This window comes from Streptomyces sp. NPDC014734, from assembly GCF_043083325.1.
GTDB lineage: Bacteria > Actinomycetota > Actinomycetes > Streptomycetales > Streptomycetaceae > Streptomyces.
Window position 1 is genome coordinate 33,148 of record NZ_JBIBYN010000016.1, and the last position, 25,111, is coordinate 58,258.

18 protein-coding genes and 1 pseudogene are annotated in these 25,111 nt (G+C 68.6%); 9 read left to right on the forward strand and 10 right to left on the reverse strand.

Annotated elements, in window-relative coordinates; all coding sequences use genetic code 11:
- Positions 1-217: 217 nt before the first annotated feature.
- Complete coding sequence (locus tag ACF1CT_RS23825; protein WP_391785944.1) at positions 218-2,488, reverse strand: transglycosylase domain-containing protein; 2,271 nt, start codon at positions 2,486-2,488, stop codon at positions 218-220.
- 386 nt (positions 2,489-2,874) lie between these two features.
- Between ACF1CT_RS23825 and ACF1CT_RS23830 the strand changes: the two genes are divergently transcribed.
- Entirely contained in the window at positions 2,875-3,228 is a 354-nt protein-coding gene (locus tag ACF1CT_RS23830; protein ID WP_391785945.1) for a WhiB family transcriptional regulator, read from the forward strand.
- Positions 3,229-3,241: 13 nt separating this feature from the next.
- On the opposite strand, the gene ACF1CT_RS23835 is transcribed toward ACF1CT_RS23830, so the two are convergent.
- Positions 3,242-4,900 (reverse strand): ArsA family ATPase, encoded by a 1,659-nt coding sequence (locus ACF1CT_RS23835; RefSeq protein ID WP_391785946.1) that lies wholly within the window; start codon positions 4,898-4,900, stop codon positions 3,242-3,244.
- A 281-nt stretch (positions 4,901-5,181) separates the two neighbouring features.
- Positions 5,182-6,192, reverse strand: a complete 1,011-nt coding sequence (locus ACF1CT_RS23840) for an ArsA family ATPase (RefSeq protein WP_391785947.1) — start codon at positions 6,190-6,192, stop codon at positions 5,182-5,184.
- 82 nt (positions 6,193-6,274) lie between these two features.
- On the opposite strand from ACF1CT_RS23840, the gene ACF1CT_RS23845 reads away from it, so the two are divergent.
- The 4 genes from ACF1CT_RS23845 to ACF1CT_RS23860 all read left to right on the forward strand — a co-directional run bounded on the left by ACF1CT_RS23845 (position 6,275) and on the right by ACF1CT_RS23860 (position 9,163).
- Positions 6,275-6,433, forward strand: a complete 159-nt coding sequence (locus ACF1CT_RS23845; RefSeq protein WP_003967454.1) for a DUF4177 domain-containing protein — start codon at positions 6,275-6,277, stop codon at positions 6,431-6,433.
- Positions 6,433-6,903, forward strand: coding sequence for a RidA family protein (locus ACF1CT_RS23850; protein WP_391785948.1), 471 nt, complete (start codon positions 6,433-6,435; stop codon positions 6,901-6,903). Before ACF1CT_RS23845 ends, ACF1CT_RS23850 begins: the two co-directional genes overlap by 1 nt.
- Positions 6,904-7,412: 509 nt before the next feature.
- Complete coding sequence (locus ACF1CT_RS23855; RefSeq protein ID WP_391785949.1) at positions 7,413-8,321, forward strand: NUDIX hydrolase; 909 nt, start codon at positions 7,413-7,415, stop codon at positions 8,319-8,321.
- On the forward strand, positions 8,318-9,163 hold the full coding sequence (locus tag ACF1CT_RS23860) for an MBL fold metallo-hydrolase (protein WP_391785950.1): 846 nt from the start codon (positions 8,318-8,320) through the stop codon (positions 9,161-9,163). Before ACF1CT_RS23855 ends, ACF1CT_RS23860 begins: the two co-directional genes overlap by 4 nt.
- Before the next feature lie 219 nt (positions 9,164-9,382).
- Here ACF1CT_RS23860 and ACF1CT_RS23865 read toward each other — a convergent pair whose 3' ends face one another.
- The gene (locus ACF1CT_RS23865; protein ID WP_014046869.1) at positions 9,383-10,057 is read right to left on the reverse strand and encodes a Crp/Fnr family transcriptional regulator; all 675 of its coding nucleotides are present in this window, start codon (positions 10,055-10,057) and stop codon (positions 9,383-9,385) included.
- Between the two features lie 481 nt (positions 10,058-10,538).
- On the opposite strand from ACF1CT_RS23865, the gene nth reads away from it, so the two are divergent.
- The 3 genes from nth (at position 10,539) to ACF1CT_RS23880 (ending at position 13,699) form a co-directional block, all read left to right on the forward strand.
- Entirely contained in the window at positions 10,539-11,357 is an 819-nt protein-coding gene (gene nth / locus ACF1CT_RS23870) for an endonuclease III (RefSeq protein ID WP_391785951.1), read from the forward strand.
- A gap of 305 nt (positions 11,358-11,662) precedes the next feature.
- Positions 11,663-12,403, forward strand: coding sequence for an NUDIX hydrolase (locus ACF1CT_RS23875; protein ID WP_391786069.1), 741 nt, complete (start codon positions 11,663-11,665; stop codon positions 12,401-12,403).
- Positions 12,404-12,493: 90 nt separating this feature from the next.
- Positions 12,494-13,699, forward strand: a complete 1,206-nt coding sequence (locus ACF1CT_RS23880) for a MarP family serine protease (protein WP_391785952.1) — start codon at positions 12,494-12,496, stop codon at positions 13,697-13,699.
- Positions 13,700-14,039: 340 nt separating this feature from the next.
- Here ACF1CT_RS23880 and ACF1CT_RS23885 read toward each other — a convergent pair whose 3' ends face one another.
- The 6 genes from ACF1CT_RS23885 to ACF1CT_RS23910 form a co-directional block, all read right to left on the reverse strand.
- On the reverse strand, positions 14,040-14,243 hold the full coding sequence (locus ACF1CT_RS23885; protein WP_391785953.1) for a hypothetical protein: 204 nt from the start codon (positions 14,241-14,243) through the stop codon (positions 14,040-14,042).
- A 105-nt stretch (positions 14,244-14,348) separates the two neighbouring features.
- On the reverse strand, positions 14,349-15,272 hold the full coding sequence (locus tag ACF1CT_RS23890) for an alpha/beta fold hydrolase (RefSeq protein WP_391786070.1): 924 nt from the start codon (positions 15,270-15,272) through the stop codon (positions 14,349-14,351).
- 377 nt (positions 15,273-15,649) lie between these two features.
- Positions 15,650-16,183: a phage holin family protein gene (locus tag ACF1CT_RS23895; protein WP_391785954.1), complete on the reverse strand. Its 534-nt coding sequence runs from the start codon at positions 16,181-16,183 to the stop codon at positions 15,650-15,652.
- 47 nt (positions 16,184-16,230) lie between these two features.
- A complete protein-coding gene (gene nhaA / locus ACF1CT_RS23900) occupies positions 16,231-17,634 on the reverse strand; it encodes a Na+/H+ antiporter NhaA (protein WP_391785955.1) in 1,404 nt (467 codons plus the stop codon).
- 296 nt (positions 17,635-17,930) lie between these two features.
- Positions 17,931-19,901 carry an acetate--CoA ligase gene (gene acs, locus ACF1CT_RS23905; protein WP_391785956.1) on the reverse strand — a complete coding sequence of 657 codons (1,971 nt, stop codon included), beginning with the start codon at positions 19,899-19,901 and terminating at the stop codon, positions 17,931-17,933.
- 277 nt (positions 19,902-20,178) lie between these two features.
- Positions 20,179-23,337 (reverse strand): SulP family inorganic anion transporter, encoded by a 3,159-nt coding sequence (locus tag ACF1CT_RS23910; protein ID WP_391785957.1) that lies wholly within the window; start codon positions 23,335-23,337, stop codon positions 20,179-20,181.
- Between the two features lie 413 nt (positions 23,338-23,750).
- Here ACF1CT_RS23910 and ACF1CT_RS23915 point away from each other — a divergent pair.
- Positions 23,751-25,038: pseudogene (locus ACF1CT_RS23915) on the forward strand (hypothetical protein).
- The last annotated feature ends 73 nt before the right edge of the window (positions 25,039-25,111 follow it).

The following is a 25,111-nucleotide window of genomic DNA, read 5'->3' on the forward strand; positions in this document are numbered from 1 at the left end:
ACAGGTCCGGTCGGTTCTACAGATCCGGTCGGTTCTACAGGTCCGGTCGGTTCGACAGGCCCGGGCGTGGCTACAGGTCCCGGGCGGACGTGCGGATGTCATGGACGTACAGTCCGGGCGGGCGGGCGTACGGAGCCGCGTGTACGTATGAGGGCGGGGTTTCCCGGACCATGATCGGTCCGGGAAACCCCGCCCTCATACGTATGAACCGTACGGCTCAGGGACCCTGTGTCTCGCCGCCGTTGTTCCGGCCGTGGCCGGTGCCGGGATTCTCACCGCCCGTGTTGGGCGGGATGCTGAATCCCGGGAACGGGTTTCCGCCCCCCGGCTTCCCGCCGGGCTTCTCGCCCGGCTTCTGTCCCGGCTTGTGGTTGGGCTTGCTGCCGCCGTTGCCCGGACGGTCGCCGTCGTGGTTCTCGTCGTCGCCCTTCCGCTGGTCCGGGATGTCGACCGTGTTGAAGGAGGCCGCGGGCTGTCCTTCGAGAGCGCCCGTCATCGCGTCGCGCCAGATCGGTCCGGGGACCTGCCCGCCGTACACCTTGGCCTGGTACACGCCGCCGATGGTGATGTTCTCCATCTCGATGTCCTGGGCCGGGCTGCCGACCCAGACCGCGCCGGACAGGTTCGGCGTGTAGCCGACGAACCAGGCGTTCTTGCGGTAGTCGGTCGTACCGGTCTTGCCCGCGTTGTCGCGGCTCTGGAGACCCGCCTGCTGACCGGTACCCGAGTCGACGACACCCCGTAGCAGGGTGTTGATGGTGTCTGCGACGGTCGGGGACATGGCCTGCGAGCAGCTGGTCTTCGGCACCTTGAGGGAGGAGCCGTCCGCCTTCTTCACCGACTCGATGGCGATCGGCGTGCAGAAGGTGCCACGGTTGGCGAACGCGGCGTACGCGCTTGCCATCGTCAGCGGGGAGAGGCCCTTGGAACCGAGGGCGATGGCAGGGGACTGGGGCAGTTTGTCGCCGTTGCCCTGCACCACGCCGAGTTTGTCGGTCAGCTGCGTCACGGGGCAGAGGCCGATGTCCTCCACCATCTGGATGAAGTAGGTGTTGACCGACTTCTCCATCGCTTCCCGCAGCCCGTAGGGGCCGAACTCGGACTTGTCCTCGTTCGGCACCCGCTCGCCGTTCACGTTCACGTACGGCTTGTCGCAGGTCTGCACCGTCGGGTACGGCATCTCGTACGGTGACGAATAGACCTGGGTGGCGGGCTTGCCCTGCGCTATCGCGGCGGCGGCCACGAAGGGCTTGAACGTCGAACCGGTCGGGAAGCCGAAGTTCGAGCCGCCCATGTCCTTGTTGACCGAGTAGTTGTACTGGGTCTCGTTGGGGCCGAAGCCGTACGGCCTGGACTGGCCCATCCCCAGGATCTTGCCGGTGCCGGGCTGGACCAGTGTGACGGCCGTGGCGACCTTGTCCGTCTTGTAGACGTGGCTCTTGATCGAGTCCTGTGTCGCCTGCTGGGACTGCGGGTCGAGTGTCGTCCGGACCGTCAGGCCGCCGCGGTTCCAGAGCTTGGCCCGGTCCTCCTTGGTCTTGCCGAAGGCGGTGTCGGTGAGGAAGACGTTGCGTACGTAGTCGCAGAAGAAGCCGGCTCCGCTGACGGCCGTGATGCAGCCGTTCTTCGGCTTCTTGACCTTCAGCTTGATCGGGGTCGCCTTCGCCTTGTCGGCCTCGGCCTGCGTCACGTTGCCGACGTCGGCCATCCGCTGGAGGACGGTGTTGCGGCGCTTGGTCGCCTCCTCCGGGTCGTTGACCGGGTCGTAGCGGGTCGGCGACTGCACGATGCCGGCCAGCAGCGCGGCCTCGCCCAGCGTGAGGTTCTTCGCCGACTTGGAGAAGTAGCGCTGGGACGCCGCCTCGACGCCGTACGCCTGCTGTCCGAAGAAAGTGATGTTGAGGTAGTTCGCCAGGATCCGCTTCTTGCCGAGCTTCTCCTCGACCTGGATCGCGTACTTCAACTCCTGGATCTTGCGGCCCATGGTCTGTTGAGTGGCCTGCGCGACCTTGTCCGGGTCGTCACCGGCCTCCTCGATGAAGACGTTCTTCACGTACTGCTGGGTGAGGGTCGAGGCGCCCTCCGCCGGCCCGCCGGTCTGCACGTTGCGGTTCAGCGCGCGCAGGATGCCCTTGAGGTCGATCGCCCCGTGCTCGTAGAAGCGGGCGTCCTCGATCGCCACGATCGCCTGCTGCATGTACGGCGAGATGTCCTTCAGCTCGACCACCGTGCGGTCGCGCGAGTACACCGAGGCGATCATTCCGCCCTTGCTGTCCAGGATCGTGGTGCGCTGGCTCAGCGGCGGAGTCTGGAGATTGGCCGGGATCTCGTCGAATCCCTCGACCGTTCCCTTGGTGGCGAGCCCCAGTGCTCCGGCGGCCGGCAGCGCGATGCCCGCGAGCACAACTCCGGAAAGTGCGGCGACACCGAGGAACTTGGCGGCCTGCTGGGTCGTCGAGAGACCCCCGCCCGAGCGCTTCTTTGGCATGAGGGCAGCCTACGTTCTCATTCGCCGGACACACGTATATGCCTTGGCCTAAGCTGCACTCAACTGTCACAGCGGTCCGGTTCCGCATCAACCCCCGTGCGCGATCCGGCCATGTACCGAGGTGTTCCCGAATTCGCCTCGTGTGTCATGGAAAGCCCGTTGCGATCTGGGAGAACTGCCCTAATTCTGCGGGGATTTTCACTTATGTCCTCACCTCACTCCCCTGGGTGATCTGCCGCATACGCATAGTCCGTTCGGGCCATTCAAGATTGGGCCCGAAGGGGGTGTTGTGCTGTCGCCACCTTCCGTAACGTCCTCAACTGGCAGCGGTGAATATGCCGCTGCCGCCGTGGGGGAGCCTCGATTCGGGAGAGGACGGCGCCGGGATGGGCTGGGTAACCGACTGGAGTGCGCAGGCAGCCTGCCGCACTACCGATCCGGATGAACTGTTCGTGCAAGGAGCAGCGCAGAACAGGGCCAAGGCGGTGTGCACCGGATGTCCGGTGCGGACCGAGTGCCTGGCCGACGCGCTGGACAACCGCGTCGAATTCGGCGTGTGGGGCGGAATGACGGAGCGGGAGCGCCGCGCGTTGCTGCGCAGGCGGCCCACCGTCACGTCCTGGCGCAGGTTGCTGGAGACCGCGCGCAGTGAGTACGAGCAGTCCACGGGAGGCATCCTGCCCGTGGCGATCGGACTGGACGACGAGGAACTGCACGAGAGGTACGCCGCGGTGGGTTGAGGCGGGCGGACGGTTACGAGGCCCCGTCCCCGGCCGGTCCGGTCGCGAGGCGCTCCCCGATGGACCGGAGGCCGGCCAGGTCGTGCACATCACCGGGAAGTGCCGCGACTTCCGTCACGGCCACCTCGGGATGCAGTGCGGTGAAGCTGTCGCGTGTGCGCTGCTCGCGCGCGACCACCTGCATGCGTTCCGCGTGCAGCCGCAACAGGGCGGCCGTCAGTTGCTCGACGGGTGGGAACGCGGACGCGGGTGCGACTGAAGGTGTGGTTGTGGGTGTGACGTCGGGGGCTTGTTCCGGATCTGCTTCCGGGGCGGCAGGCCCTTCTTCTGGTTCGCGACTTCCGTTCGGAACTCGGGCTTCTGCGCCTTTTGTTTGTTCTATGTATTCCGTTGTGTCTGTTGTATCTGTTGTGTCTGCTGCGTCCGGGTTGTCAGTGCCGTCAGTGCCGTCAGTGCCGTCAGTGCGGTCAGTGGTGTTCGTGGTGTTCCCGGGCTCGGCCGCGTCCTCGCGCTCGGCAGGGGCGGCGGCGGCTTCTGCAGGTCTTCCGGGCGAGAGTTCGGGACCGGGGCCGGCCGTGGGGTGGTCGGTTTCGGGGGAGGCGACCGACCAGTCGGCCGGGTCACGAAGTCCAGCCTTCCCGGCAGCCTGATCCACAATGCCGGACGCATCAAGATTTTCCGCGGCTGCCAGGGCGTGTTCGGCGGAGAGCCGGGCGGCATCGCTGCCGTGGACGCGGTTGAGCACCAGGCCGGCCAGCGGCATGTTCTCCGCGGCGAGACGTTCCACGAAGTACGCCGCCTCGCGCAGCGCATCGCGCTCCGGTGTCGCGACGACGAGGAACGCGGTTCCGGGCGCCTGCAGCAGCTTGTACGTGGCATCGGCGCGGGTGCGGAAGCCGCCGAACATGGTGTCCATCGCCGCGACGAAAGTCTGCACATCGCGCAGGAACTGGCCGCCGAGCAGCTTGCCGAGTGTTCCGGTCATCATCGACATGCCGACATTGAGGAACTTCATTCCGGCCCGGCCGCCCATTTTCGCGGGGGCCATCAGCAGCTTGATGAACTTTCCGTCAAGGAACGAACCGAGCCTCTTGGGCGCGTCCAGGAAGTCCAGCGCGGAGCGCGACGGAGGCGTGTCGACGATGATCAGGTCCCACTCGTCGCGCGCGCGCAACTGCCCCAGCTTCTCCATCGCCATGTACTCCTGCGTGCCCGCGAAGCCGGCCGACAGGGACTGGTAGAAGGGGTTCTCCAGGATCGCCCGGGCCCGCTCGGCATCCGCGTGGGCTTCGACGATCTCGTCGAAGGTCCGCTTCATGTCGAGCATCATGGCGTGCAGTTCCCCGCTGCCCTGGCCCTCGTTCCCGCCCTCGACGTCCTTGCTGCCGCTGCCCGTGAGGCCCTCGTCCCCGATGCCGGGAACCCGGCGGGGAACGTTGTCCAGCGAGTCGATGCCCATGGACTGGGCGAGCCTGCGGGCGGGGTCGATGGTGAGGACGACCGCCTTGCGACCGCGCTCGGCCGCCCGTACGCCGAGCGCCGCCGCGGTGGTGGTCTTGCCGACCCCGCCCGAGCCGCAGCACACGATGATCCGGACGCCGGGGTCGTCCAGCAGCGCGTCGGTGTCCAGTTCCGGCGTGGCGGCGGGTGTGTGGGTGGGGCCCGGGTGCACGGAGTCCGCAGGTACGGAGCTCGGGTGCACGGAGTCCGCAGGTACGGAGCTCGGGAGCGCGGAGTCCGTAGGTACGGAGTGCGGGAGGTCGGTGGCCGCGGGGGTGGTCCTTCCCGCGGTACGGGACGACGCCCGGGAGACAGCCGTGGGCGAGGTTCGGAACGTGTCCGGGGACGGGGGTGTTGTGTCGGTGGCGGCTTCCGGGAGCCGGCGCCGTGACGGGGACGATGTCTCGTCGGTGCCCCGATCGGCGATCGTCTCCGCGCCTGTGCCCTGTGGTGTCATGCGCCCGCCCCTTGTCCGGCCCCTCGTTCCGGGCCATCGGCCACTCCGTCCCCCACACCCTGCTTGCGGAGCTCGATCGCCAGGTCGTAGAGCCCGGCCGGGTCCATCCCCTCACCGATCAGCGGGAGTTCGTACCCGGGGAGTCCCAGCTCCGCGAGCACCGCGCGCTGTTCACGCTCCAGCTCGACCCGCTGGGCGTGTTCGGCGGCCTGGTCGACCAGCGGGCGCACGAGTGCCGCGGAACCCGTCACGCCCGCGCGGGTCAGGGTCTTGGCGATCTCCTTGCGGCGACCGCCCGCGGCGGTGCGCAGCGCGTCCTCGTCCAGCAGGTGCGGGCGCACCATGTTCACGATGACCCGGCCGACCGGAAGCTCGGCCTCCCGCAACTCGGCGATGCCGTCCGCGGTCTCCTGGACCGGCATCTCCTCCAGCAGCGTCACCAGATGGACCGCGGTCGCGGGGGACTTCAGTACCCGCATCACGGCCTGCGCCTGATTGTGTATCGGACCGATCCGGGCCAGTCCGGCAACCTCGTCATTGACATTGAGGAAGCGGGTGATGCGTCCGGTGGGCGGGGCATCCATGATCACGTAGTCGTAGACGTACCGGTTCTGCTTGTCCTTGCGGCGCACTGCCTCGCAGGCCTTGCCGGTCAGCAGCACGTCGCGTACACCGGGTGCGATGGTGGTGGCGAAGTCGATCGCGCCGAGCTTCTTGAGCGCCCGGCCGGCGCTGCCGAGCTTGTAGAACATCTGGAGGTAGTCGAGCAGCGCGCGCTCCGCGTCGATCGCCAGGGCGTACACCTCGCCGCCACCCGGGGCGACGGCGATCTTGCGCTCCTCGTACGGAAGCGAATCCGTCTCGAAGAGCTGGGCGATGCCCTGCCTGCCCTCGACCTCCACGAGGAGGGTGCGCCTGCCCTCGGCCGCGAGGGCGAGCGCGAGGGCGGCGGCGACCGTGGTCTTACCGGTACCGCCCTTGCCGCTGACGACCTGGAACCTGCTCACGTATTCGAGCCTAACCAGTCGGACCGCGGGCTACGCACGAGGCTGCGCGTGCCGGGGATTGCGCAGGCATTACAGTCGGGCCATGACCAAGTGGGAATACGCGACCGTGCCCCTTCTCGTGCACGCGACCAAGCAGATTCTGGACACCTGGGGCGAGGACGGCTGGGAGCTGGTCCAGGTCGTTCCCGGCCCGAACAACCCCGAGCAGCTCGTTGCCTACCTGAAGCGGGAGAAGGCGTAGTGGCGGGCGTCGTCGAGTCGAGGCTCGCCGAACTCGGGCTGACCCTGCCGGACGTGGTGCCGCCGCTGGCCTCGTACCAGCCGGCCGTGCGGTCGGGGGTGTACGTGTACACGTCCGGCCAGCTGCCGATGGTCGATGGCAAGCTCGCGGTGACCGGCAAGGTCGGCGCGGAGGTCACGCCCGACGAGGCCAAGGAGCTGGCGAGGACCTGCGCGCTCAACGCGCTGGCCGCCGTGAAGTCCGTCGCGGGCGACCTGGACCGGATCGCCCGGGTCGTGAAGGTCGTGGGCTTCGTCGCCTCGGCGGCCGACTTCACCGGTCAGCCCGCCGTGATCAACGGCGCCAGCGAGCTGCTGGGTGAGGTTCTCGGAGACAAGGGTGTGCACGCGCGCAGCGCGGTGGGTGTCGCGGTGCTGCCGCTGGATGCCCCGGTGGAGGTTGAGGTCCAGGTCGAGCTGGTCGGGGACTGAGGCGCGTCCGGGGCCGGTCCCGGCGCCCGGCCCAGAAGTGTCCGGGCCGGGCGCAGTCCCGGTACCGGTCCCGACCACCGTCCCAGGTGTGTCCGGGCCGTGATCGTTCCTTGCCGTCGAACTCCTGATCCCGTTCGGTCGATGTGACCGGACGGGATCACGTGCGTCCGGGCATGCGCGAGGCGGGTGTGGGCGCGGGTGTGGTGCACGGATGCAGGGGTGGGGTGGTGCGCGTGCGGGAACGATCGCTGTACTTTCCGAACAGCAATCACAGCAATCACAGCAATCACAGCAATCACAGCAATCACAGCAATCACGGCGTTTACGGCGTTTACGGCGTCTACGGTGATGACGGTGCTTACGGCGGTCATCCGGAACCGTGGTGACGGGGGAGGTCACGCATGGTGATGGTGACCGTCAAGGTGATCGCGGCGGTTGGAGCGATTGCGGTGATTATGGCGATCACTCCGCCTCTCGAACATCGGCGCGGTTCCGGATAGCCTCCGGCCATGTCCAATGGTCAGTGGTACCCACCGGAATGGCCCGACCGGATTCGGGCACTCGCCGCAGGCGAGCTGACGCCCGCGGTGCCGAGGCGGGCCGCCACGGTGATGCTGCTCCGGGATCCCGCCGACGGGGCCGAGTGCGGACCGGCCGTTCACATGCTGCGCCGCCGCGCCTCCATGGCCTTCGCCGGCGGGGCGTACGCCTATCCGGGCGGCGGCGTCGACCCGCGCGACGACGACCGACTGGTCGACTGGGCCGGTCCCGCTCTGGAGAGCTGGGCCGAACGACTGGGGGTCGGGACACCGGCCGAGGCACAGGCCATCGTCTGCGCGGCGGTCCGCGAGACGTACGAGGAGGCGGGCGTCCTCCTCGCCGGACCGACCGCCGACTCGGTGGTCGGCGACATCACCGGGACGGACTGGGAGGCCGACCGCGAGGCACTGGTCGCCCGGGAACTGTCCTTCGCGGAGTTCCTGGACCGACGTGGTCTGGTCCTGCGCTCCGACCTGCTGGGCGCCTGGGCGCGCTGGATCACCCCCGAGTTCGAGCCACGCCGCTACGACACCTGGTTCTTCGTCGCCGCCCTCCCCGGGGGGCAGCGAACCCGCAACGCCTCCACCGAGGCCGACCGGACCGTGTGGATCGGTCCCGGGGAGGCGGCCGACGGTTACGACCGCGGGGAGCTGCTGATGATGCCGCCGACCGTGTCGACGCTGCGGGCGCTGCGGCCCTACGGGACGGCCGCCGAGGCGCTGAAAGCCGCGGATTCGCAGGACCTCGCGCCCGTTCTCGCGCGGGCGAGGCTGGAGGGCGACGCCCTGGTGCTGAGCTGGCCGGGGCACGACGAGTTCACCAAGCACATTCCGAGCGGGCCGACCGCCGCCCGCGGCGCGGGAGGCGAGCCCGTATGAGTGACGCGTCCGCACTGCCCGGACAGCCACGCGGCGGGGTACTGTCCGGACCCGCGACCACGCGCACGATCAACGTCCTCGCGCCCAACCCCTCGCCGATGACGCTGGACGGCACCAACACCTGGATCGTGGCCGAACCCGACTCCGACCTCGCGGTCGTCATCGACCCGGGACCGTTGGACGACACCCACCTGCGGGCGGTCGTCGCCACCGCCGAACGGGAGGGCCGTCGTATCGCGCTCACCCTGCTCACCCACGGCCACCCCGACCACGCCGAGGGCGCGGCGCGCTTCGCCGAGCTGACCGGAACGAAGGTGCGCGCCCTGGACCCGGCGCTCCGCCTCGGCGACGAGGGGCTGAGCACGGGCGACGTGATCACGACCGGAGGGCTGGAACTCCGTGTCGTACCGACGCCCGGGCACACCGCGGACTCTCTCTCCTTCCACCTGCCCGCCGACCGGGCGGTGCTGACGGGCGACACCGTTCTCGGGCGCGGCACCACGGTCGTCGCGCACCCCGACGGGCGGCTCGGCGACTACCTCGACTCGCTGCGCAGACTGCGCTCGCTGACCGTCGACGACGGTGTGCACACGGTGCTGCCGGGGCACGGGCCGGTGCTGGAGGACGCGCAGGGCGCGGTCGACTTCTACCTCGCGCACCGGGCCCACCGGCTTGCCCAGGTGGAGACGGCGGTCGAGGCCGGGCACGGGACGCCGGCCGAGGTGGTGGCGCACGTGTACAGGGATGTGGACCGTTCCCTGTGGCCGGCCGCCGAGCTGTCCGTGCGGGCACAGCTGGAGTACCTGGGCGAGCACGGGCTGATCCGGTCGGACCGGGACTGACGCGTGAGAGGCCCGCAGGGCCGCGGGCCTCTCACGCACGTCGTACGGGCCCCTACGCACGTGGCCCCTCGCCCGGGGGCGACCGGCGCGGGCTCACGCCCGAGCGGCAAGGCGCGCGGAGCCGCTGTGCGGCGTCGTTGCACGGAGCCCGCCGTGCGGTCGTGACGACTGCTGTCCCGGACTCCCCGGGCTCCCCCGCGGGTGCGAGCCGCTGGTCGGTCAGCGGGACCGCTTCGCCAGGCGTTCCACGTCCAGCAGGATCACGGCACGTGCTTCCAGACGCAGCCAGCCACGGCCGGCGAAGTCGGCGAGTGCCTTGTTGACCGTCTCGCGGGAGGCGCCGACCAGCTGGGCCAGCTCCTCCTGTGTCAGGTCGTGGACGACGTGGATGCCTTCCTCGGACTGGACGCCGAAGCGGCGGGAGAGGTCGAGGAGGGCACGGGCGACACGGCCGGGAACGTCCGAGAAGACCAGGTCGGACATCTGGTCGTTGGTCTTGCGGAGTCGGCGGGCGACGGCGCGCAGCAGCGCCGTGGCCACCTCGGGCCGCGCGTTCAGCCAGGGCTGGAGGTCGCCGTGACCGAGGCCGAGGAGCTTGACCTCGGTGAGCGCGGTCGCGGTGGCGGTGCGCGGGCCCGGGTCGAAGAGCGAGAGCTCGCCGATGAGCTCGCCGGGGCCGAGGACCGCCAGCATGTTCTCGCGCCCGTCGGGGGAGGTGCGGTGGAGCTTCACCTTGCCCTCGGTGACCACGTAGAGGCGGTCACCCGGGTCGCCCTCGTGGAAGAGCGCGTCGCCGCGTGCGAGGGTCACCTCACTCATCGAGGCGCGGAGCTCCGCGGCCTGCTCATCATCGAGCGCCGCGAAAAGCGGGGCGCGCCGCAGAACGTCGTCCACGAGTTCTCTCCTTGTCGGCCTGTCCAGGGAACCGTGGTCCCCATCATGCCGGACGGTAAAACAGTGCGATCAATCACAAACCAGTTTGACGCACGGGCGTGCCGAACCGTGAGGCAGGGGGCCGATCGGGGGCGTATGCGCAGTGGACGGGGCGGATGTCGGTGCGTGGCTCTAGGCTGGCCGGGTGTCCGAAACGCCAGTGAGAGTGCAGGCCGAGGGGGCTGATGGAGTGTCGGAAGGCCGTGATTCCGCTGTGGGCGAACAGGATGCGAGTCGTTCGGAAACGGTGACAAATCGCCCCGATGGCCCGCAGGCACGAAGAGCTGGAGCGAAGGCCTCGGAGAACGCGAAGGTCTCGGAGGGCGTGAGGGCCTCGGGGAATGCGAAGGCCTCGAAGGGTGCGAAGGCTCCGCGGGTCGCGAAGGGTGTCGTGGCCGGGTCGTCGGCACGGTCCGGGGCCAGGCCCCCGGCAAGGGGAACGGTGAAGGCCGCCGCGGAACGCGGAACGAAAGCCGGGGTGAGGGCCGGGGCGAAACCGGAGTCGCATCTGGCGATGGTCCGTCGCGCCCGGAGGATCAACCGTGAGCTGGCCGAGCTCTACCCGTACGCGCACCCCGAGCTGGACTTCAGGAACCCCTTCGAGCTTCTCGTCGCCACGGTCCTCTCCGCCCAGACCACCGACTTGAGGGTCAACCAGACCACCCCCGCGGTCTTCGCCGCCTACCCCACTCCGGAGGACATGGCCGCAGCCGTTCCGGAGGAGTTGGAGGAGCTCGTCCGGCCGACGGGTTTCTTCCGGGCCAAGACCAGGTCGCTCATCGGTCTTTCGGCGGCGCTCAGGGACAATTTCGGCGGTGAGGTACCGGGTCGGCTGTCCGACCTCGTCACGCTTCCGGGGGTCGGACGCAAGACCGCCAACGTTGTCCTCGGCAACGCGTTCGGCGTACCCGGCATCACTGTCGACACGCACTTCGGCCGTCTGGTCCGTCGCTGGAAGTGGACGGACCAGGAGGACCCGGAGAAGGTGGAGGCCGAGGTCGGCGCGATCTTCCCGAAGAGCGAGTGGACGATGCTCTCGCACCGCGTCATCTTCCACGGCCGGCGCATCTGTCACGCCCGCAAACCGGCCTGCGGCGCCTGTCCGATCGCTCCGCTGTGTCCCGCGTACGGGGAGGGCGAGACGGATCCGGAGAAGGCCAGAAAGCTGCTGAAGTACGAGATGGGCGGTCAACCCGGTCAGCGGCTGAGTCCACCGGCGGACTTCCCGGGGAAGCCGGCGCCCGCGCTGGGGGCCGGCTGACACAGGGCGTTCACCGCGGAACGAAATGCGTGACGCCAGGCGTTGTGAGACGAGGGGTGCCCATGAAGACGCACGAACCGAGCACACGGGGACAGACCACGCACGAGCATCAGCAGACCGCGCACGGACCGAGTACGCACCCGCAGCGCGCCGACCAGCAGGCCGCGGCACGTGAGTGGTCCGCCGGGGAAGCTAGCGCGCACGCGCAGGGCGCGCACGAACGCGACGACGCGACGCGGCAACGGCCCCGAGGAGAGACGGCCGCACCGGAGGTCGCCTCGGCAGCCGAGGCGGGCCGTCCAGCGGTGACCGGCCCCGCCGCGGCCGTTGCCGCCGCCGAGGCCACCACGGGCGCGGCGGCGGGCCAGGATGCCGCTTTCACCGTCCCCGTCACGACCGAGGGCCTGCCCGACTGGCTCGGCCCGGTCGCCCGTGCCGCGCAGACCGTCGAGCCCGACCAGCTCAGCCGATTTCTGCCGCCCGAGAGCGGCGCGGGGCGCCAGTCCGCGGTGCTCGTCCTGTTCGGCGAGGGCGAGCGTGGACCCGAACTGCTTCTCATGGAGAGGGCCGGGAACCTGCGGTCCCACGCGGGGCAGCCTTCCTTCCCCGGTGGGGCCCTGGACCCGGAGGACGGCGATCAGGCGACGACAGGGCCGCTCAGAGCCGCGCTGCGGGAGGCGAAGGAGGAGACCGGCCTCGATCCGCGCGGTGTCCAGGTCTTCGGCGTGCTGCCGCGGCTCTACATCCCGGTGAGCGGCTTCGTCGTGACGCCGGTTCTGGGCTGGTGGCGGTCGCGGAGCCCGGTCCGGGTCGTCGATCCGGGTGAGACCGCGCGAGTCTTCACCGTTCCCGTGGCGGATCTCACTGATCCGGCCAATCGGGCGACGGCGGTTCATCCGCGCGGGCACCTGGGTCCGGCGTTTATGGTCGAATCCGCCCTTGTGTGGGGTTTCACCGCAGGAGTGATCGACCGGATTCTGCATTTCGCGGGCTGGGAGCGTCCGTGGGACTCCGCCAAGCAGGTGCCTCTCGACTGGCGCGCATGACAGGCTGACTCCGTGCTGCGCTGTCCGGGCCCACCCGGAACCAGCCGAAGGCAACGGGCCCCCGGTGACGAATCTGCGAGGCAATAGACGGTGAACGTGCTGGACATCCTGCTGTTGGCCGGCGCCGTGTGGTTCGCGGTCATCGGCTATCGACAGGGGTTCGTCGTCGGCATCCTGTCGGTGATCGGGTTCCTGGGCGGCGGACTCGTCGCCGTCTACCTGCTGCCGATTCTGTGGGACAAGGTGACGGACGGCTCCGAGGTCTCGTCAACGGCGGCGGTCGTCGCGGTCGTGATCGTGATCGTCTGTGCCTCGGTGGGGCAGGCGTTCACCACACATCTCGGGAACAAGCTTCGCCGGTACATCACCTGGTCACCGGCGCGCGCCCTCGACGCCACCGGGGGCGCGCTGGTCAACGTGGTCGCGATGCTGCTGGTCGCCTGGCTGATCGGTTCGGCGCTGGCCGGTACCTCGCTGCCGACGCTGGGCAAGGAGGTCCGAAGCTCCTCGGTCCTGCTCGGCATCTCGCGGGTGATGCCCGTCCAGGCCTCGACCTGGTTCACCGACTTCTCCTCGGTGCTCGCGCAGAACGGTTTCCCGCAGGTCTTCAGCCCCTTCGCCAACGAGCCGATCACGGAGGTTCAGGCTCCGGATCCGGCGCTGATGGGCAGCCCCGTCGCGGCCCGCGCCAAACAGTCCATCGTGAAGGTCGTGGGCACGGCCCCGAGTTGCGGCAAGGTCCTCGAAGGAACCGGCTTCGTGTTCGCCGACCGACGTGTGATGACGAACGCCCACGTCGTCGGCGGTGTGGAGGAGCCGACCGTTCAGATCGGTGGCCAGGGGCGGCTGTACGACGCGAAGGTCGTGCTCTACGACTGGCGGCGTGACATCGCCGTACTCGATGTGCCGGACCTCGACGCGAAGCCGTTGAAGTTCACCGACACCGACCACGACGCCCGGACCGGGAACAGCGCCATCGTCGCGGGCTTCCCGGAGAACGGCTCGTACGACGTGCGGGCCGCGCGCGTCCGGGGCCGCATCGACGCCAAGGGCCCGGACATCTACCGTCGGGGCACCGTCCAGCGCGATGTGTACTCGCTGTACGCGACCGTCCGGCAGGGGAACTCGGGCGGACCGCTGCTGACCCCCGACGGAAGGGTGTACGGAGTCGTGTTCGCGAAGTCGCTCGACGACCCCGACACCGGCTATGCGCTGACGGCAGACGAGATCCGCCAGGACATCGCGCACGGCCTCGCAGCCAATCAGCAGGTCGACAGCCAGGGGTGCGCTCTGTGAGGACGGCCCCGTAATCTCCGGCGGTGGTGCGGCGACGCCTGCTTCACCGCGCTCTCGGCTTCGCTCGATCGAGGGATACAGCGTCCTCGTCCGTTGCCGGTCGTCGGCGCGGCCGACCGCGCTCCGCCCGCCGCGACGGTGACCGTACATACGTGCCGGGCGAATACAGGCCCTTACCGACCACACGCCCCGACCGGCCATCCCCGCTCACGCCCGTCATGGCAGGGACGAGACGCGCCACAGGGACGACGCGCCACAGGCTCGACGCGCCACAGGTTCCTGGTTCGGCCGGTGAAGTTCCCTGTCGACCGGAGCAGTTGTCAGCCGACCGGCGCGGCTGTCAGCCGCGCGGATGGCGCAGCCGCGCCGAGACCCAACGGGCTCTGCGGCGCAGAATACGCGGAATGCCCAGCTGGGGATCGTGCAGAACATGCATGTCGTACACCCGGCCCTGGGGGCCGCCCCCCTCGTGATTGCTCGGACCTGCCGTGGCGGTCGAGCGACGGTTGCGTGCTGCGTCACCGAAGTCGTGCGTCCAGCCCATACCTCGACGTCTGCCCGTGCCACATGGTCGGTAACCGCCCATCCGTCAGCCAATTGGCCTATGCGCCGGGCAATTGGCCATTCGCCGGACAACTGCACCCGTGGGCTACCGGTCGGGCTCGGGATCCTTGAGCCAGCTGATGAGTTCGGCCGAGAAGCCGATCGGGTCCTCCTCATGCGGGAAGTGCCCCAGACCATCGAAAAGTCGCCAACGGTACGGTGCCTCGACGTACTCGCCCGAACCCGCCGCGCTCCGGGTGCGGACAGCCGGATCGAGCGACCCGTGCAGGTGCAGGGTGGGGACGCGCACCGGCAGTTTCATCCGCCGGTTGAACTGGATTCCGTCCGGACGGGCGAGGGAGCGCACCATCCAGCGGTACGGCTCGATCGAGCAGTGTGCGGTCGACGGGATGCACATCGCACGCCGATAGATATCGACCGTGGCGTCGTCGGGGAAGCCCGGCGTCCGGGGTCCCGCCCAGTCGTGGAGCAGTCGGCCCACCAACGCTCCTTCTTCGGCAACGAGCTGACGTTCCGGTACCCACGGACGCTGGAAGCCCCATACGTAGGATCCCGCCCGGGTCTGGGCGAAGTCGGAGAGCATCGAGGAGCGCCAACGGCGGGGATGCGGCATCGAGGAGACCACGAGCCGGCGCACCAGCTTCGGCCGCATCACGGCAGCCGTCCAGGCGAGGTAGCCGCCCAGGTCATGACCGACGAGGGCGGCATCGGGTTCACCGAGCGAGCGGATGACGCCGGTGACGTCGAGTGCCAGGTTGGCCGGGTCATAACCCCTGGGTGTACGGTCGCTGCCGCCGACACCCCGCAGATCCATCGCCACGGCGCGGAACCCGGCATCGGCCAGCGCGGTGAGCTGATGGCGCCAGGTCCACCAGAACTGGGGGAAGCCGTGCAACAGCAGTACGAGTGGCCCTTCGCCGAGCTCGGCGATGTGGAAGCGCGCACCATTGGCCGCCACGTCCCGGTGGGTCCAAGGTCCGTCCAGGCGTACGGGCCCGCTCGCACCGATGGAGCCGGGCGTGGCGTGTGCACCGGGTGAGCCGGGCGAAACGTCTGAGCCATGTGAGCCGGACGGGGCGGGCGGGGGCGCAGGGCTGGACGGGTGAGGTGGGCTGAACGTCTCGCCGGAGCCTGACCTGTACGTGCCTGAGGTTCCGGACGTGCCGGATGGTCCGGACGGGCTCGCAGGAGCCGAGGCGCTCGTAGGAGTCGAGGCGCTCGCGGAACCGTCCGAGCCCGCAGAACCGTCCTGGGGTTCCCGGCCGTCCGGTCCCGCCTGACCCGTCCGGATGCCCCGAGCCGTCCGACCGCCAGGACCTGCCCGTCCTGCTCGGTTCGCCGGGTCATCCGGACTTACCGGGTCGGATGCGTTGGAATCGGAGACCGTCATGTCGACGAGCGTGCCACAGCCGACGCGTTGTCCTGCACCGGAGACTGCTCCAGCGCCCTGTCCGCCAATGTGCTGCCGCCGGTGGCCGGACGGCCTGTCCCCGCTGTGATGGCGGGGCGCGGATGCGGCTTGACGCCCTGCAGCACGGCCGCCGTCTGCTTCGCCGAGGCGATGGACTTCTCCGGCGGTTTCACCTTCTTGAACTTGGCGATGGCGAACAGCGCGAGCAGTACTCCGAGGATGATGAAGGCGCCGCCGACGATCAGGAACGACCAGGCCAGCCCAAGCCCCAGGTTGTGGATTCCGTATGCCGCCGCGAAGCTCAGCACCGGGATCGCGAACAGGAACAGCACGCCCGCGACGATGATCACCACGCTGCCGGTGACGCCGCGCTTGACGTCCTGGCGCACCTCGGCCTTGGCCAGGGCGATCTCGTCGTGCACCAGTGCGGACATCTCGGCCGTCGCCGCGGCTACCAGCTGTCCGAGACTGCGGTCGGCGTTGTCCGCGTTGTTGCCGGGGTCGCTCATCCCTGACTCCCTCTCCTGCTCTCCTGCTCAACACATCTGGTGTCAGATCATGCCGGACTGTCCGGCTTGCTGCTCGCTGCCCCCGCCAGTTGGGCAAGACGACGGTGCTCGGCCGCCTTTTTCTCGTGGATCGCGGCCATCCGCAGGTGGTACTCCGGGTCGTCCTGCTCGTAGATGTCGGGCACGCCGTCCTCGTCCTCGTCCAGTTCCTCCGCCTCGTGCAGCATTCGGTACTTGCGTACCCGAAGTTTGAGCAGTACCCCGGAGACCAGGGCGGCTGTCAGCGAGCCGATCAGGACGGCGGCCTTGATCTCGTTGATTGTGTCCTTGTCACCGACGAAGGCCAGTTCGCCGATGAGCAGCGAGACGGTGAAGCCGATTCCGGCGAGCGAGGCGACCGCGAAGACATCCGCCCAGGCCAGGTCCTTGTTCAGTTCCGCCTTGGTGAAGCGGGTGGCCAGCCATGTACCGCCGAAGATGCCGACCGTCTTGCCGACGACGAGACCCAGGACGACACCGAGTGTTTCGGGCCGGGTGAAGACGTGCGCCAGCGCCCCGCCGGAGAGCGACACTCCGGCGGAGAAGAGAGCGAACAGCGGTACCGCGACACCGGCCGAGAGGGGGCGGATCAGATGCTCGATGTGCTCGCCGGGGGACTGCGTCTCACCGTCCCGGCGCGTGCAGCGCAGCATCAGGCCCATGGCGACACCGGCGATGGTGGCGTGGATGCCGCTGTTGTACATCAAGCCCCAGATGACCATGGCGAGCGGAACGTAGATGTACCAGCCGCGCACATCGAGGCGCAGCAGCAGGTAGAACACGGTGAGGCCGATGAAGGCTCCGATCAGCGCGATGAAGTTGATCTCCTCGGTGAAGAAGACCGCGATGATCAGGATCGCGAAGAGGTCGTCGACGACGGCGAGTGTCAGCAGGAAGGCGCGCAGCGCGTTCGGCAGCGAGGTGCCGATGACCGCGAGGACGGCGAGCGCGAAGGCGATATCGGTTGCGGTGGGTACGGCCCAGCCGTCGGTGGAACCGCCACCGGTCACGGCCACCAGCGTGTAGACGACGGCTGGAACCGCCATTCCGCACAGCGCGGCGACGACCGGGAGGGCTGCGGCCCTGGGGTCGCGGAGTTCCCCCGCGACGAGTTCCCGTTTGAGTTCGACACCCGCGACGAAGAAGAAGATCGCGAGAAGCCCGTCCGCCGCCCAGTGTTCGACGGAGAGATTGAGCCCCAGGAAACCGGGGCCGAAGTGCAGATCACTGACGGCGTCGTAACTGGAACCGAAGGTGTTCGCCCACAGCAGGGCCGCTATCGCCGCGACCAGCAGAATGACTCCGCCGACGGTCTCGGTGCGCAGGGCGTCCGCGAGGTAGTTCCGCTCGGGAAGGGGCAGCCTTCCCAGGAAGGTACGGCGGGAAGAGGGCGTGCGGGTGGGGGCGTCCACGGGTGGGGACCTCCGGGTCGGTGCTGCGGCGACGGCATGGCTGATGCACTCGCCGACCAGACTTCCCGGCACACCCAGTGGAGCTTTGTTGTTTTCTTGACGCGCCTGACACTGTACCCCGGGTATGCCCGGCTCAATCCGGTGATCACCACCGTAAACGCCTGAGGGGCACCCGGCGCGTCGCCGGATGCCCCTCAGATCGCTGCTGGCCGTATGTCCGTCCTCCTGCGCCGGGGTGCCGAAGGAACGAACGCCCGGGGCGGAGCGATCTGCTCAGCCCTCAGGGGACGACGTGTTCAGTCCTCGGAGGACGAGGACGACGGCAGCTGGGTCTGGATGAGGTCCATCACCGACGAATCGGTGAGCGTCGTGACGTCGCCGAGCTCGCGGTTCTCGGCGACGTCACGCAGCAGACGCCGCATGATCTTGCCGGATCGGGTTTTCGGCAGTTCGGCGACCGGAAGAACCCGCTTCGGCTTGGCGATCGGGCCGAGCGTGGCGCCGACGTGGTTGCGCAGTTCCGCGACCAGTGCGTCGGAGGCGCTGGCCGATCCTCGCAGTATCACGAACGCGACGATGGCCTGGCCGGTCGTCTCGTCGGCGGCGCCGACCACGGCGGCCTCGGCGACCGACGGGTGCGACACGAGCGCGGACTCCACCTCTGTGGTCGAGATGTTGTGCCCGGACACGAGCATCACGTCGTCGACCCGGCCGAGCAGCCAGATGTCGCCGTCCTCGTCCTTCTTCGCACCGTCGCCGGCGAAGTACTTGCCTTCGAAACGAGACCAGTAGGTGTCGATGAAGCGCTGATCGTCGCCCCAGATGGTACGGAGCATCGACGGCCACGGCTCGGTCAGGACGAGGTAGCCACCCCCGCCGTTCGGGACCTCGCGGGCCTCGTCGTCGACCACCGTGGCGGAGATACCGGGCAGGGCGCGCTGGGCGCTCCCCGGCTTGGTCTCCGTGACGCCCGGCAGCGGCGCGATCATCATCGCGCCCGTCTCGGTCTGCCACCAGGTGTCGACGATCGGGCACTTGTCCGCACCGATGTGCTTGCGGTACCACATCCACGCCTCGGGATTGATCGGCTCACCGACCGATCCGAGGACCCGAAGACTGCTCAGGTCGAACTTGGCGGGGATGTCGTCGCCCCACTTCATGAACGTTCGGATCGCGGTCGGCGCGGTGTAGAGGATCGTGACGCCGTACTTCTGCACGATCTCCCAGAAGCGCCCCTGGTGCGGGGTGTCGGGCGTGCCCTCGTACATGACCTGCGTCGCGCCGTTGGCCAGCGGGCCGTAGACGATGTAGGAGTGCCCGGTCACCCAGCCGATGTCGGCGGTGCACCAGAAGACGTCGGTCTCCGGCTTGAGGTCGAAGACCGCGTGGTGGGTGTACGCCGCCTGGGTGAGGTAACCGCCGGAGGTGTGCAGGATGCCCTTCGGCTTACCCGTCGTACCAGAGGTGTAGAGGATGAAGAGCGGCTGCTCCGCCTCGAACGCCTCGGGAGTGTGCTCGGCGGACTGCCGACCGGTGATCTCGTGCCACCAGACGTCACGGCCCTCGGTCCACGCGGTGTCCTGGCCGGTGCGGCGTACCACGAGCACGTGCTCGACGCCGTCGATGCGGGAGACGGCTTCGTCCACGGCGGGCTTGAGCGCGGACGGCTTGCCGCGGCGGTAGCCGCCGTCGGCGGTGATCACGACCTTGGCGTCCGCGTCCTGGATGCGGGCGGCGATGGCGTCGGCGGAGAAGCCGCCGAACACCACCGAGTGCGCGGCGCCGATGCGGGCACAGGCCAGCATCGCGATGGCGGCCTCGGGGATCATCGGGAGGTAGACGGCGACCCGGTCGCCCTTGCCGACACCGAGCTCGATGAGGGCGTTCGCGGCCCGGGAGACCTCGTCCTTCAGGTCGGCGTAGGTGATGGCACGGCTGTCGCCCGGCTCACCTTCGAAATGGATGGCGACCCGGTCGCCATGGCCGGCCTCGACGTGGCGGTCCACGCAGTTGTACGCGACATTGAGCTTGCCGTCCGCGAACCATTTGGCGAAGGGCGGGTTGCTCCAATCGAGCGTTTCGGTCGGCTCCGTGGCCCAGGTCAGGCGGCGGGCCTGCTCGGCCCAGAAGCCCAGCCGGTCAGCCTCGGCCTGCTCGTACGCCTCCGCCTTGACGTTGGCGTTCGCTGCCAGATCGGCAGGCGGTGCAAACCGCCTCTCCTCACGAAGCAGATTGGCCAGGCTTTCGTTGCTCACGACATCTCCCATTCCCAGGGTGTCCGTTGTGTCCCGCGCATAGCTCATCAGGCCAGGGGCCAGGTGACAAGAGTCTGCCGGGAATTGGTTTAGACCTGTGTTTCGGTGTATGGAGACACGGGCCCGCCTCCCACATGCTGCGCCGCGCCGTGCGGCACGGTGCGGAGTGACACGATGCGACACCACTTGAGGTGGTAGGGGTGGTGCCGTGAGAGGCGGGGCCACACGGTCCTACGGAATTTCCACGGGTCGGGAGCCCGTCCGGTTCAGATGCCGGTGGGTTTCCGGTTCAGGCGTCGGCGCGTTCCCGATCGTCCGGGTCGGATGAGGTATCTGTCTCACCCGGTGAGGCATCGGGACCGGAAGCACTGGAGTTTCCCGGGCCGCTGGGGCCGCTGGGGTCGCCGGGGCCGCTCGGGTCGCCGGGGTCCACCCTGTCGAAGACCTCGTCGAGGGCCAGGCCGGTGCTCGCACCCTCGGCCAGCAGATATGCCTGCGCTTCGCCCACGTGAAAGTACATCCCGTGCAAGTGGAGTGTGCCTTCGGCGAGCCGTCGAGCCACCGCTTCGTGGGCACGTAGATGTTCCAGCTGCTGGACGACGTTGGTGAGGCAGAGCTGTTCCACGGCGTCCACCGGCAGTCGGCCGGAAATCCGAGCCCACGAATGACGGCGGGAATCCATGCGTTCCAGGCTCGGCAGCCCGTGTCTCAGCCACCGCCACAGGGCAGTGTGCGGGGTGTCCGGGGCCGGGCGGCCTTCGATCAGCGCGTCCATCGCACCACAGCCGGAGTGTCCGCAGACCGTGATGGACCCCACCCCCAGCACGTTCATCGCGTATTCGACGGCGGCCCCCACAGAATTGTCCGCCGGTTCGGCGTCCGGCGGTGGGACCAGATTGCCGATGTTCCGGACAGTGAACAGATCACCCGGTCCGCTTGCCGTGATCATGCTGGTGACCAGACGCGAATCGGCGCAGGTGATGAAGAGCTGGGAGGGCCGCTGACCCTCTCTGGCCAGCCGGGCCAGTTCCTCACGCACCAGCGGGGCAGTGTTGCGCTGGAACGAACTGAGCCCACTGATCAGGTGCCTGGTGCTCGTCGGGCGCGGGGCGGCGGCGAAGGAGTGGGCCCGATCCGGGCCCCGGGTCGAGGTGCCGTGGATTTCTGGTGAGGCGGTAGCGCTCGGTCCGAGGCCGGTGGGGGCGGAGTCGGCGACGGAGAGAAAACCGGAGCCAGAACCTGGGACGGGAGCAGGAACAGGGCCGCACACGGTGCCGGAACCCGTGCCGCGAACTTCGTTCGTTCCGGGGCCGACAACGCCGGGGCCAGGGCCGGGGCCGGGGTTGGGTTCGGGTTCGGGCTCGGGGGAGCGGCTGACGTTGGTGCGGGCGCTGTTCAGGGAGGCGTCGAGGTCGTGGTGGGGGGCGAATAGCGGGTCGGACCGGTCGTGGCACTGATGGTTGCGCCACGGGGTCCAGGGCCGGCAGCAGGAATGCGCCGCTGCGGCGGGCTCCGCGATCCGTCCCCCGGACCTGCCGGTGAAAACGACACTGCCGCCGTGGGCAGTCTGGGCAATGCTCCAGTCCTGGATCGTCTCGTAGGCCGCGTGGTCCATGAAGAAGCCGTCCAGTTCGACGACCGCATCCCCGTCCTGTGGCAATCGGCCGAGGATCCGGCTGAGCCGAGGTACTGCGAGAAACGTCAACTGGCCCCGCACGACCACAAGATGTTGTCCACCCCGATCGGTGACACTGATTCTGGTACGAGCCAGACGGTGAAGGGCGACGACCACTGCTACGGCGATGCCGATCGCCACCCCTTTGAGGACGCCGAGGACGACGACACCGGTGATCGTCGCGCCGTACACAAGGAATTCCCGGTGCCTGTGGACGTTACGGATGTGGGCGAAGCTCACCATTTGGATACCGACCATCATGACCAGTGCGGCGAGCGCGGCCAACGGAATCTGTTCCAGGACGGTGACCAGCAGAACGGTGGCGACAATCACCCAGACCCCGTGCAGCACGGTGGAGGCGCGGCCGGTCGCTCCCGCCCTGACATTCGCCGAACTCCGCACCGCTCCGCCGGACACCGCCAGACCGCCCACCAAACCGGACAGAGTGTTGGCGATGCCCTGCGCACGCAGCTCACGGTCGAGGTCGGAACGCCCGACAGGCGGAGCGGGTGAAGTCGGTGAGGTGGGTTCGGTCGGGCCGCTGGGATGGTCGGACACGGTTGGCAACGTCGAGGTCTTTGTTGTGTCCACCATGCCCGGTGAGCCCGGTGAGCCCGGTGAGCCCGGTGAGCCCGGTGAGCCCGGTGAGCCCGGTGAGCCCGGTGAGCCCGGTGAGCCCGGTGCGTCTGAGGAAGCAGAAGAGGGGTCAGGGAACGAGGAGTCGTGGCCCGGTCTGACATGTGTGGCCGGAGCGGAGCCCGTGCCCGCGCCGGAAAGTGAGCTCCGGTCCGAGGCGGTATGCGTCGCAGGCGTGGGAGAGGTGCCCGACGGCGATTTGTCTACTGACCTGTTCCTGGCGACGGCCCGTCCGCCGACACGGTCGGCGGTCAGTTTGTCCACGGCGACCGCAGCGAGCAGCGATTCAAGGCTGGCTACCAGCATCACTGTGAACACGGCGGTGGAAAGTGCGAGGACTGGCCCGTGAGGCAGCTCCGGAAGCGCGTGCGCGCGCCAGGACGGCAGGTCGACGCGAGCGATTCCGGGCGCCGCGACCGCAGCCACTCCCGTTGCGGTCACCACTGCGACAAGGGCGGCCGGAACGCGTCGTACTGCCCGGCCGATCCGGCCGGGAGCCCGCGGCCACAGGATCAGGATGGAGATGGTCAGCACACCGATCAATGGCGCGGAAGGAGCCACCTTCCCCAACTGCTCCGGCAGCGCGGCGAAGTTGGATACCGCCGAGCTCTGGGGCGAGCCGCCGAGCACGATGTGAAGCTGGGCGAGTGCGATGGCCACGCCGATGCCGGCGAGTGTGCCGTGCACGATGGCAGGGCTGACCGCGAGAGCGCTGCGTGCCGCCCGGATTGAGCCCAGCACGATCTGCAGCAATCCGGCGCCGATGGTGATGGCGCAGGTGGTGCGCCAGCCGTAGATCTGGATCAACTCGGCTGTGACGACGGTCAGTCCGGCGGACGGCCCGCTGACCTGGAGGGGGGTGCCGCCGAGCAGTCCGGCGACGATGCCGCCGATCGCGGCGGAGAGGAGTCCGGCTGTCAGCGGGGCGTCCATGGCGACGGCCAGGCCGAGCGACATGGGGACGGCGAGCAGGAAGACCGTGATCGACGCGGAGAGATCGGCGCTCGTGACACGGAATCGAGGACCACGTGGTGGCGATGGCCGCGGCGGGCTGTGCGGTCGCTTGACCCCCAGGGCACGGGGTGGGCGCGAGCTGCGGGACGCGCGTTTATGGCGTGTGGGTACACAGGCAGACATGTTTTCCCGTCTCCTCCGGAAGGCGTGGGCGCGAAACGTGAGAGAAGCGGCCGTGAATCACGGCGTGCGGCGGCGGGATTTACCAACTCTTAGTAAATAGATCGTAATGGAGAGTAAATATCGATGTCCATGCTTGGGGTCAAATGACCTATTCATTCACTCATTCAGGTGAATAAGCAGTTTTTCATGTGGCCTTTCGTGCCACTGTCGGCTCCGCTGGCGTGCGCTCGCATTAGCTCCAAAACTGCACATTCTGCGCAAAGTGAATACGAAGGGAGGCGGGGTGAATGCCGGCTGCCACGACGGTCCGTGCACGGAGGGGCAGAAGCACGGGAAGAGGAGCTGCGGAGAGGGGGATCAGGGAGGGGAGGAGCGGGGGTGGGAGCGTTGCCGGGCGGTCGGCCTCGTGCGGCATGTCCATCGCGCCGGCTGCGGGCCCGGTCGGCTGCTCCGCCCGGTCGCACGGCGTGACCGGTGCGGCCGGACCACGTGCCGAGAGGCCCGGGCCCGCAGTGAAGAAGAACTTTCCGAGAACCGGGTCCGGAAGCGCGTTCCGCCTCATCGGGGCCGGCGCCACAGCCTTCACCCGCAGCCAGCCGATGCGGCCTGTGGCCAAGAGCCTCAGCGAAGGCCGGAACCGCCCCAATTCGTGGTGCTCTCATGGGACGGCGCCGGTGAGGACAGCCAGAAGCCCTTCTCGCGCTTCCGTGAGGTGGGCAGGAAATACCGCGCGAGCATGACGTATTTCCTCAGTGGTGTGTACATGTTCCCGGAGAGCAAGCGGATGCTCTACGACCCGCCACGGCACAACATCGGCAGCTCCGACATCGGGTTCAACGACACCGAGGGCATCCGCGACACCATCACCCAGGTGCGAGGCGCCTGGGCGGACGGAAGTGAGATCGGTACCCATTTCAACGGTCGCTTCTGTGGATCGGACGGTGGCGTCGGTACCTGGACCGTCGATCAGTGGAGGAGCGAGATCGATCAGGCCAAGTCCTCTGTGAAGAACTGGAAGACCAACGACCCCGCCCTCAACAAGGAGAAGCCGCTCCCCTTCGACTACGACAGGGAGCTCGTCGGTGGCCGTACTCCTTGTCTGGAGAGAAGGGGGAACATGGTGGCGGCAGCGCGAGCGATGGGCTTCCGCTACGACTCCAGTGGGGTCAACAATCAGGTCTGGCCGAAGAGGAAGGACGGTGTCTGGGACCTCTCGATGCAGCTTGTGTCTGTGCCGGGGCGGGGGTTCGAGACCCTGTCCATGGATGACAACTTCATGTTCAACCAGTCAGGTACGACGCAGGGTGATCCGAGCCTGCACGAATACTGGGGGAACCAGATGCGCGACGGCCTGCTTCAGGCGTTCGACCGCGCCTACGAAGGCAACCGTGCCCCACTGGTCATCGGCAACCACTTCGAGTCCTGGAACGGCGGTACGTGCATGCGTGCCGTCGAGCAGACCATCGCGGCGGTGTGCACGAAAGAAGACGTCCGCTGTGTCTCCTTCTGCCCACTGGCGGACTGGCTGGACGCACAGGACCCCGCGACTCTGACCAGGCTCGGTACGCTGGACGTCGGTCGGGCCCGGCCAAAGGCTGGTCGGATTTTCTCGCCGGGCAGGTGAAGCCGAGGAAAGGCGCGGTGCGAACGCCTGCGCCGCACCGGGAGCCGAGGCGGCGGGCAGCCGGGCGGAGCGCGTGAGGCGGGCGGGCAGCCGGGAAGAGGGAGCGGGGTGGGCCGGGAAGCGGTCCGCCCCGGAGACAGTCCGGCGCTT

Excerpts from the sequence above, each read along its gene's own strand:
- ACF1CT_RS23910 (WP_391785957.1), bottom strand. The coding sequence starts at position 23,337 with ATGTCTGCCTGTGTACCCACACGCCATAAACGCGCGTCCCGCAGCTCG.
- acs (WP_391785956.1), bottom strand. The coding sequence starts at position 19,901 with ATGGGAGATGTCGTGAGCAACGAAAGCCTGGCCAATCTGCTTCGTGAG.
- ACF1CT_RS23895 (WP_391785954.1), bottom strand. The coding sequence starts at position 16,183 with ATGAGCGACCCCGGCAACAACGCGGACAACGCCGACCGCAGTCTCGGA.
- ACF1CT_RS23845 (WP_003967454.1), top strand. The coding sequence starts at position 6,275 with ATGACCAAGTGGGAATACGCGACCGTGCCCCTTCTCGTGCACGCGACC.
- ACF1CT_RS23885 (WP_391785953.1), bottom strand. The coding sequence starts at position 14,243 with ATGGGCTGGACGCACGACTTCGGTGACGCAGCACGCAACCGTCGCTCG.
- ACF1CT_RS23830 (WP_391785945.1), top strand. The coding sequence starts at position 2,875 with ATGGGCTGGGTAACCGACTGGAGTGCGCAGGCAGCCTGCCGCACTACC.
- ACF1CT_RS23825 (WP_391785944.1), bottom strand. The coding sequence starts at position 2,488 with ATGCCAAAGAAGCGCTCGGGCGGGGGTCTCTCGACGACCCAGCAGGCC.
- ACF1CT_RS23860 (WP_391785950.1), top strand. The coding sequence starts at position 8,318 with ATGAGTGACGCGTCCGCACTGCCCGGACAGCCACGCGGCGGGGTACTG.
- ACF1CT_RS23855 (WP_391785949.1), top strand. The coding sequence starts at position 7,413 with ATGTCCAATGGTCAGTGGTACCCACCGGAATGGCCCGACCGGATTCGG.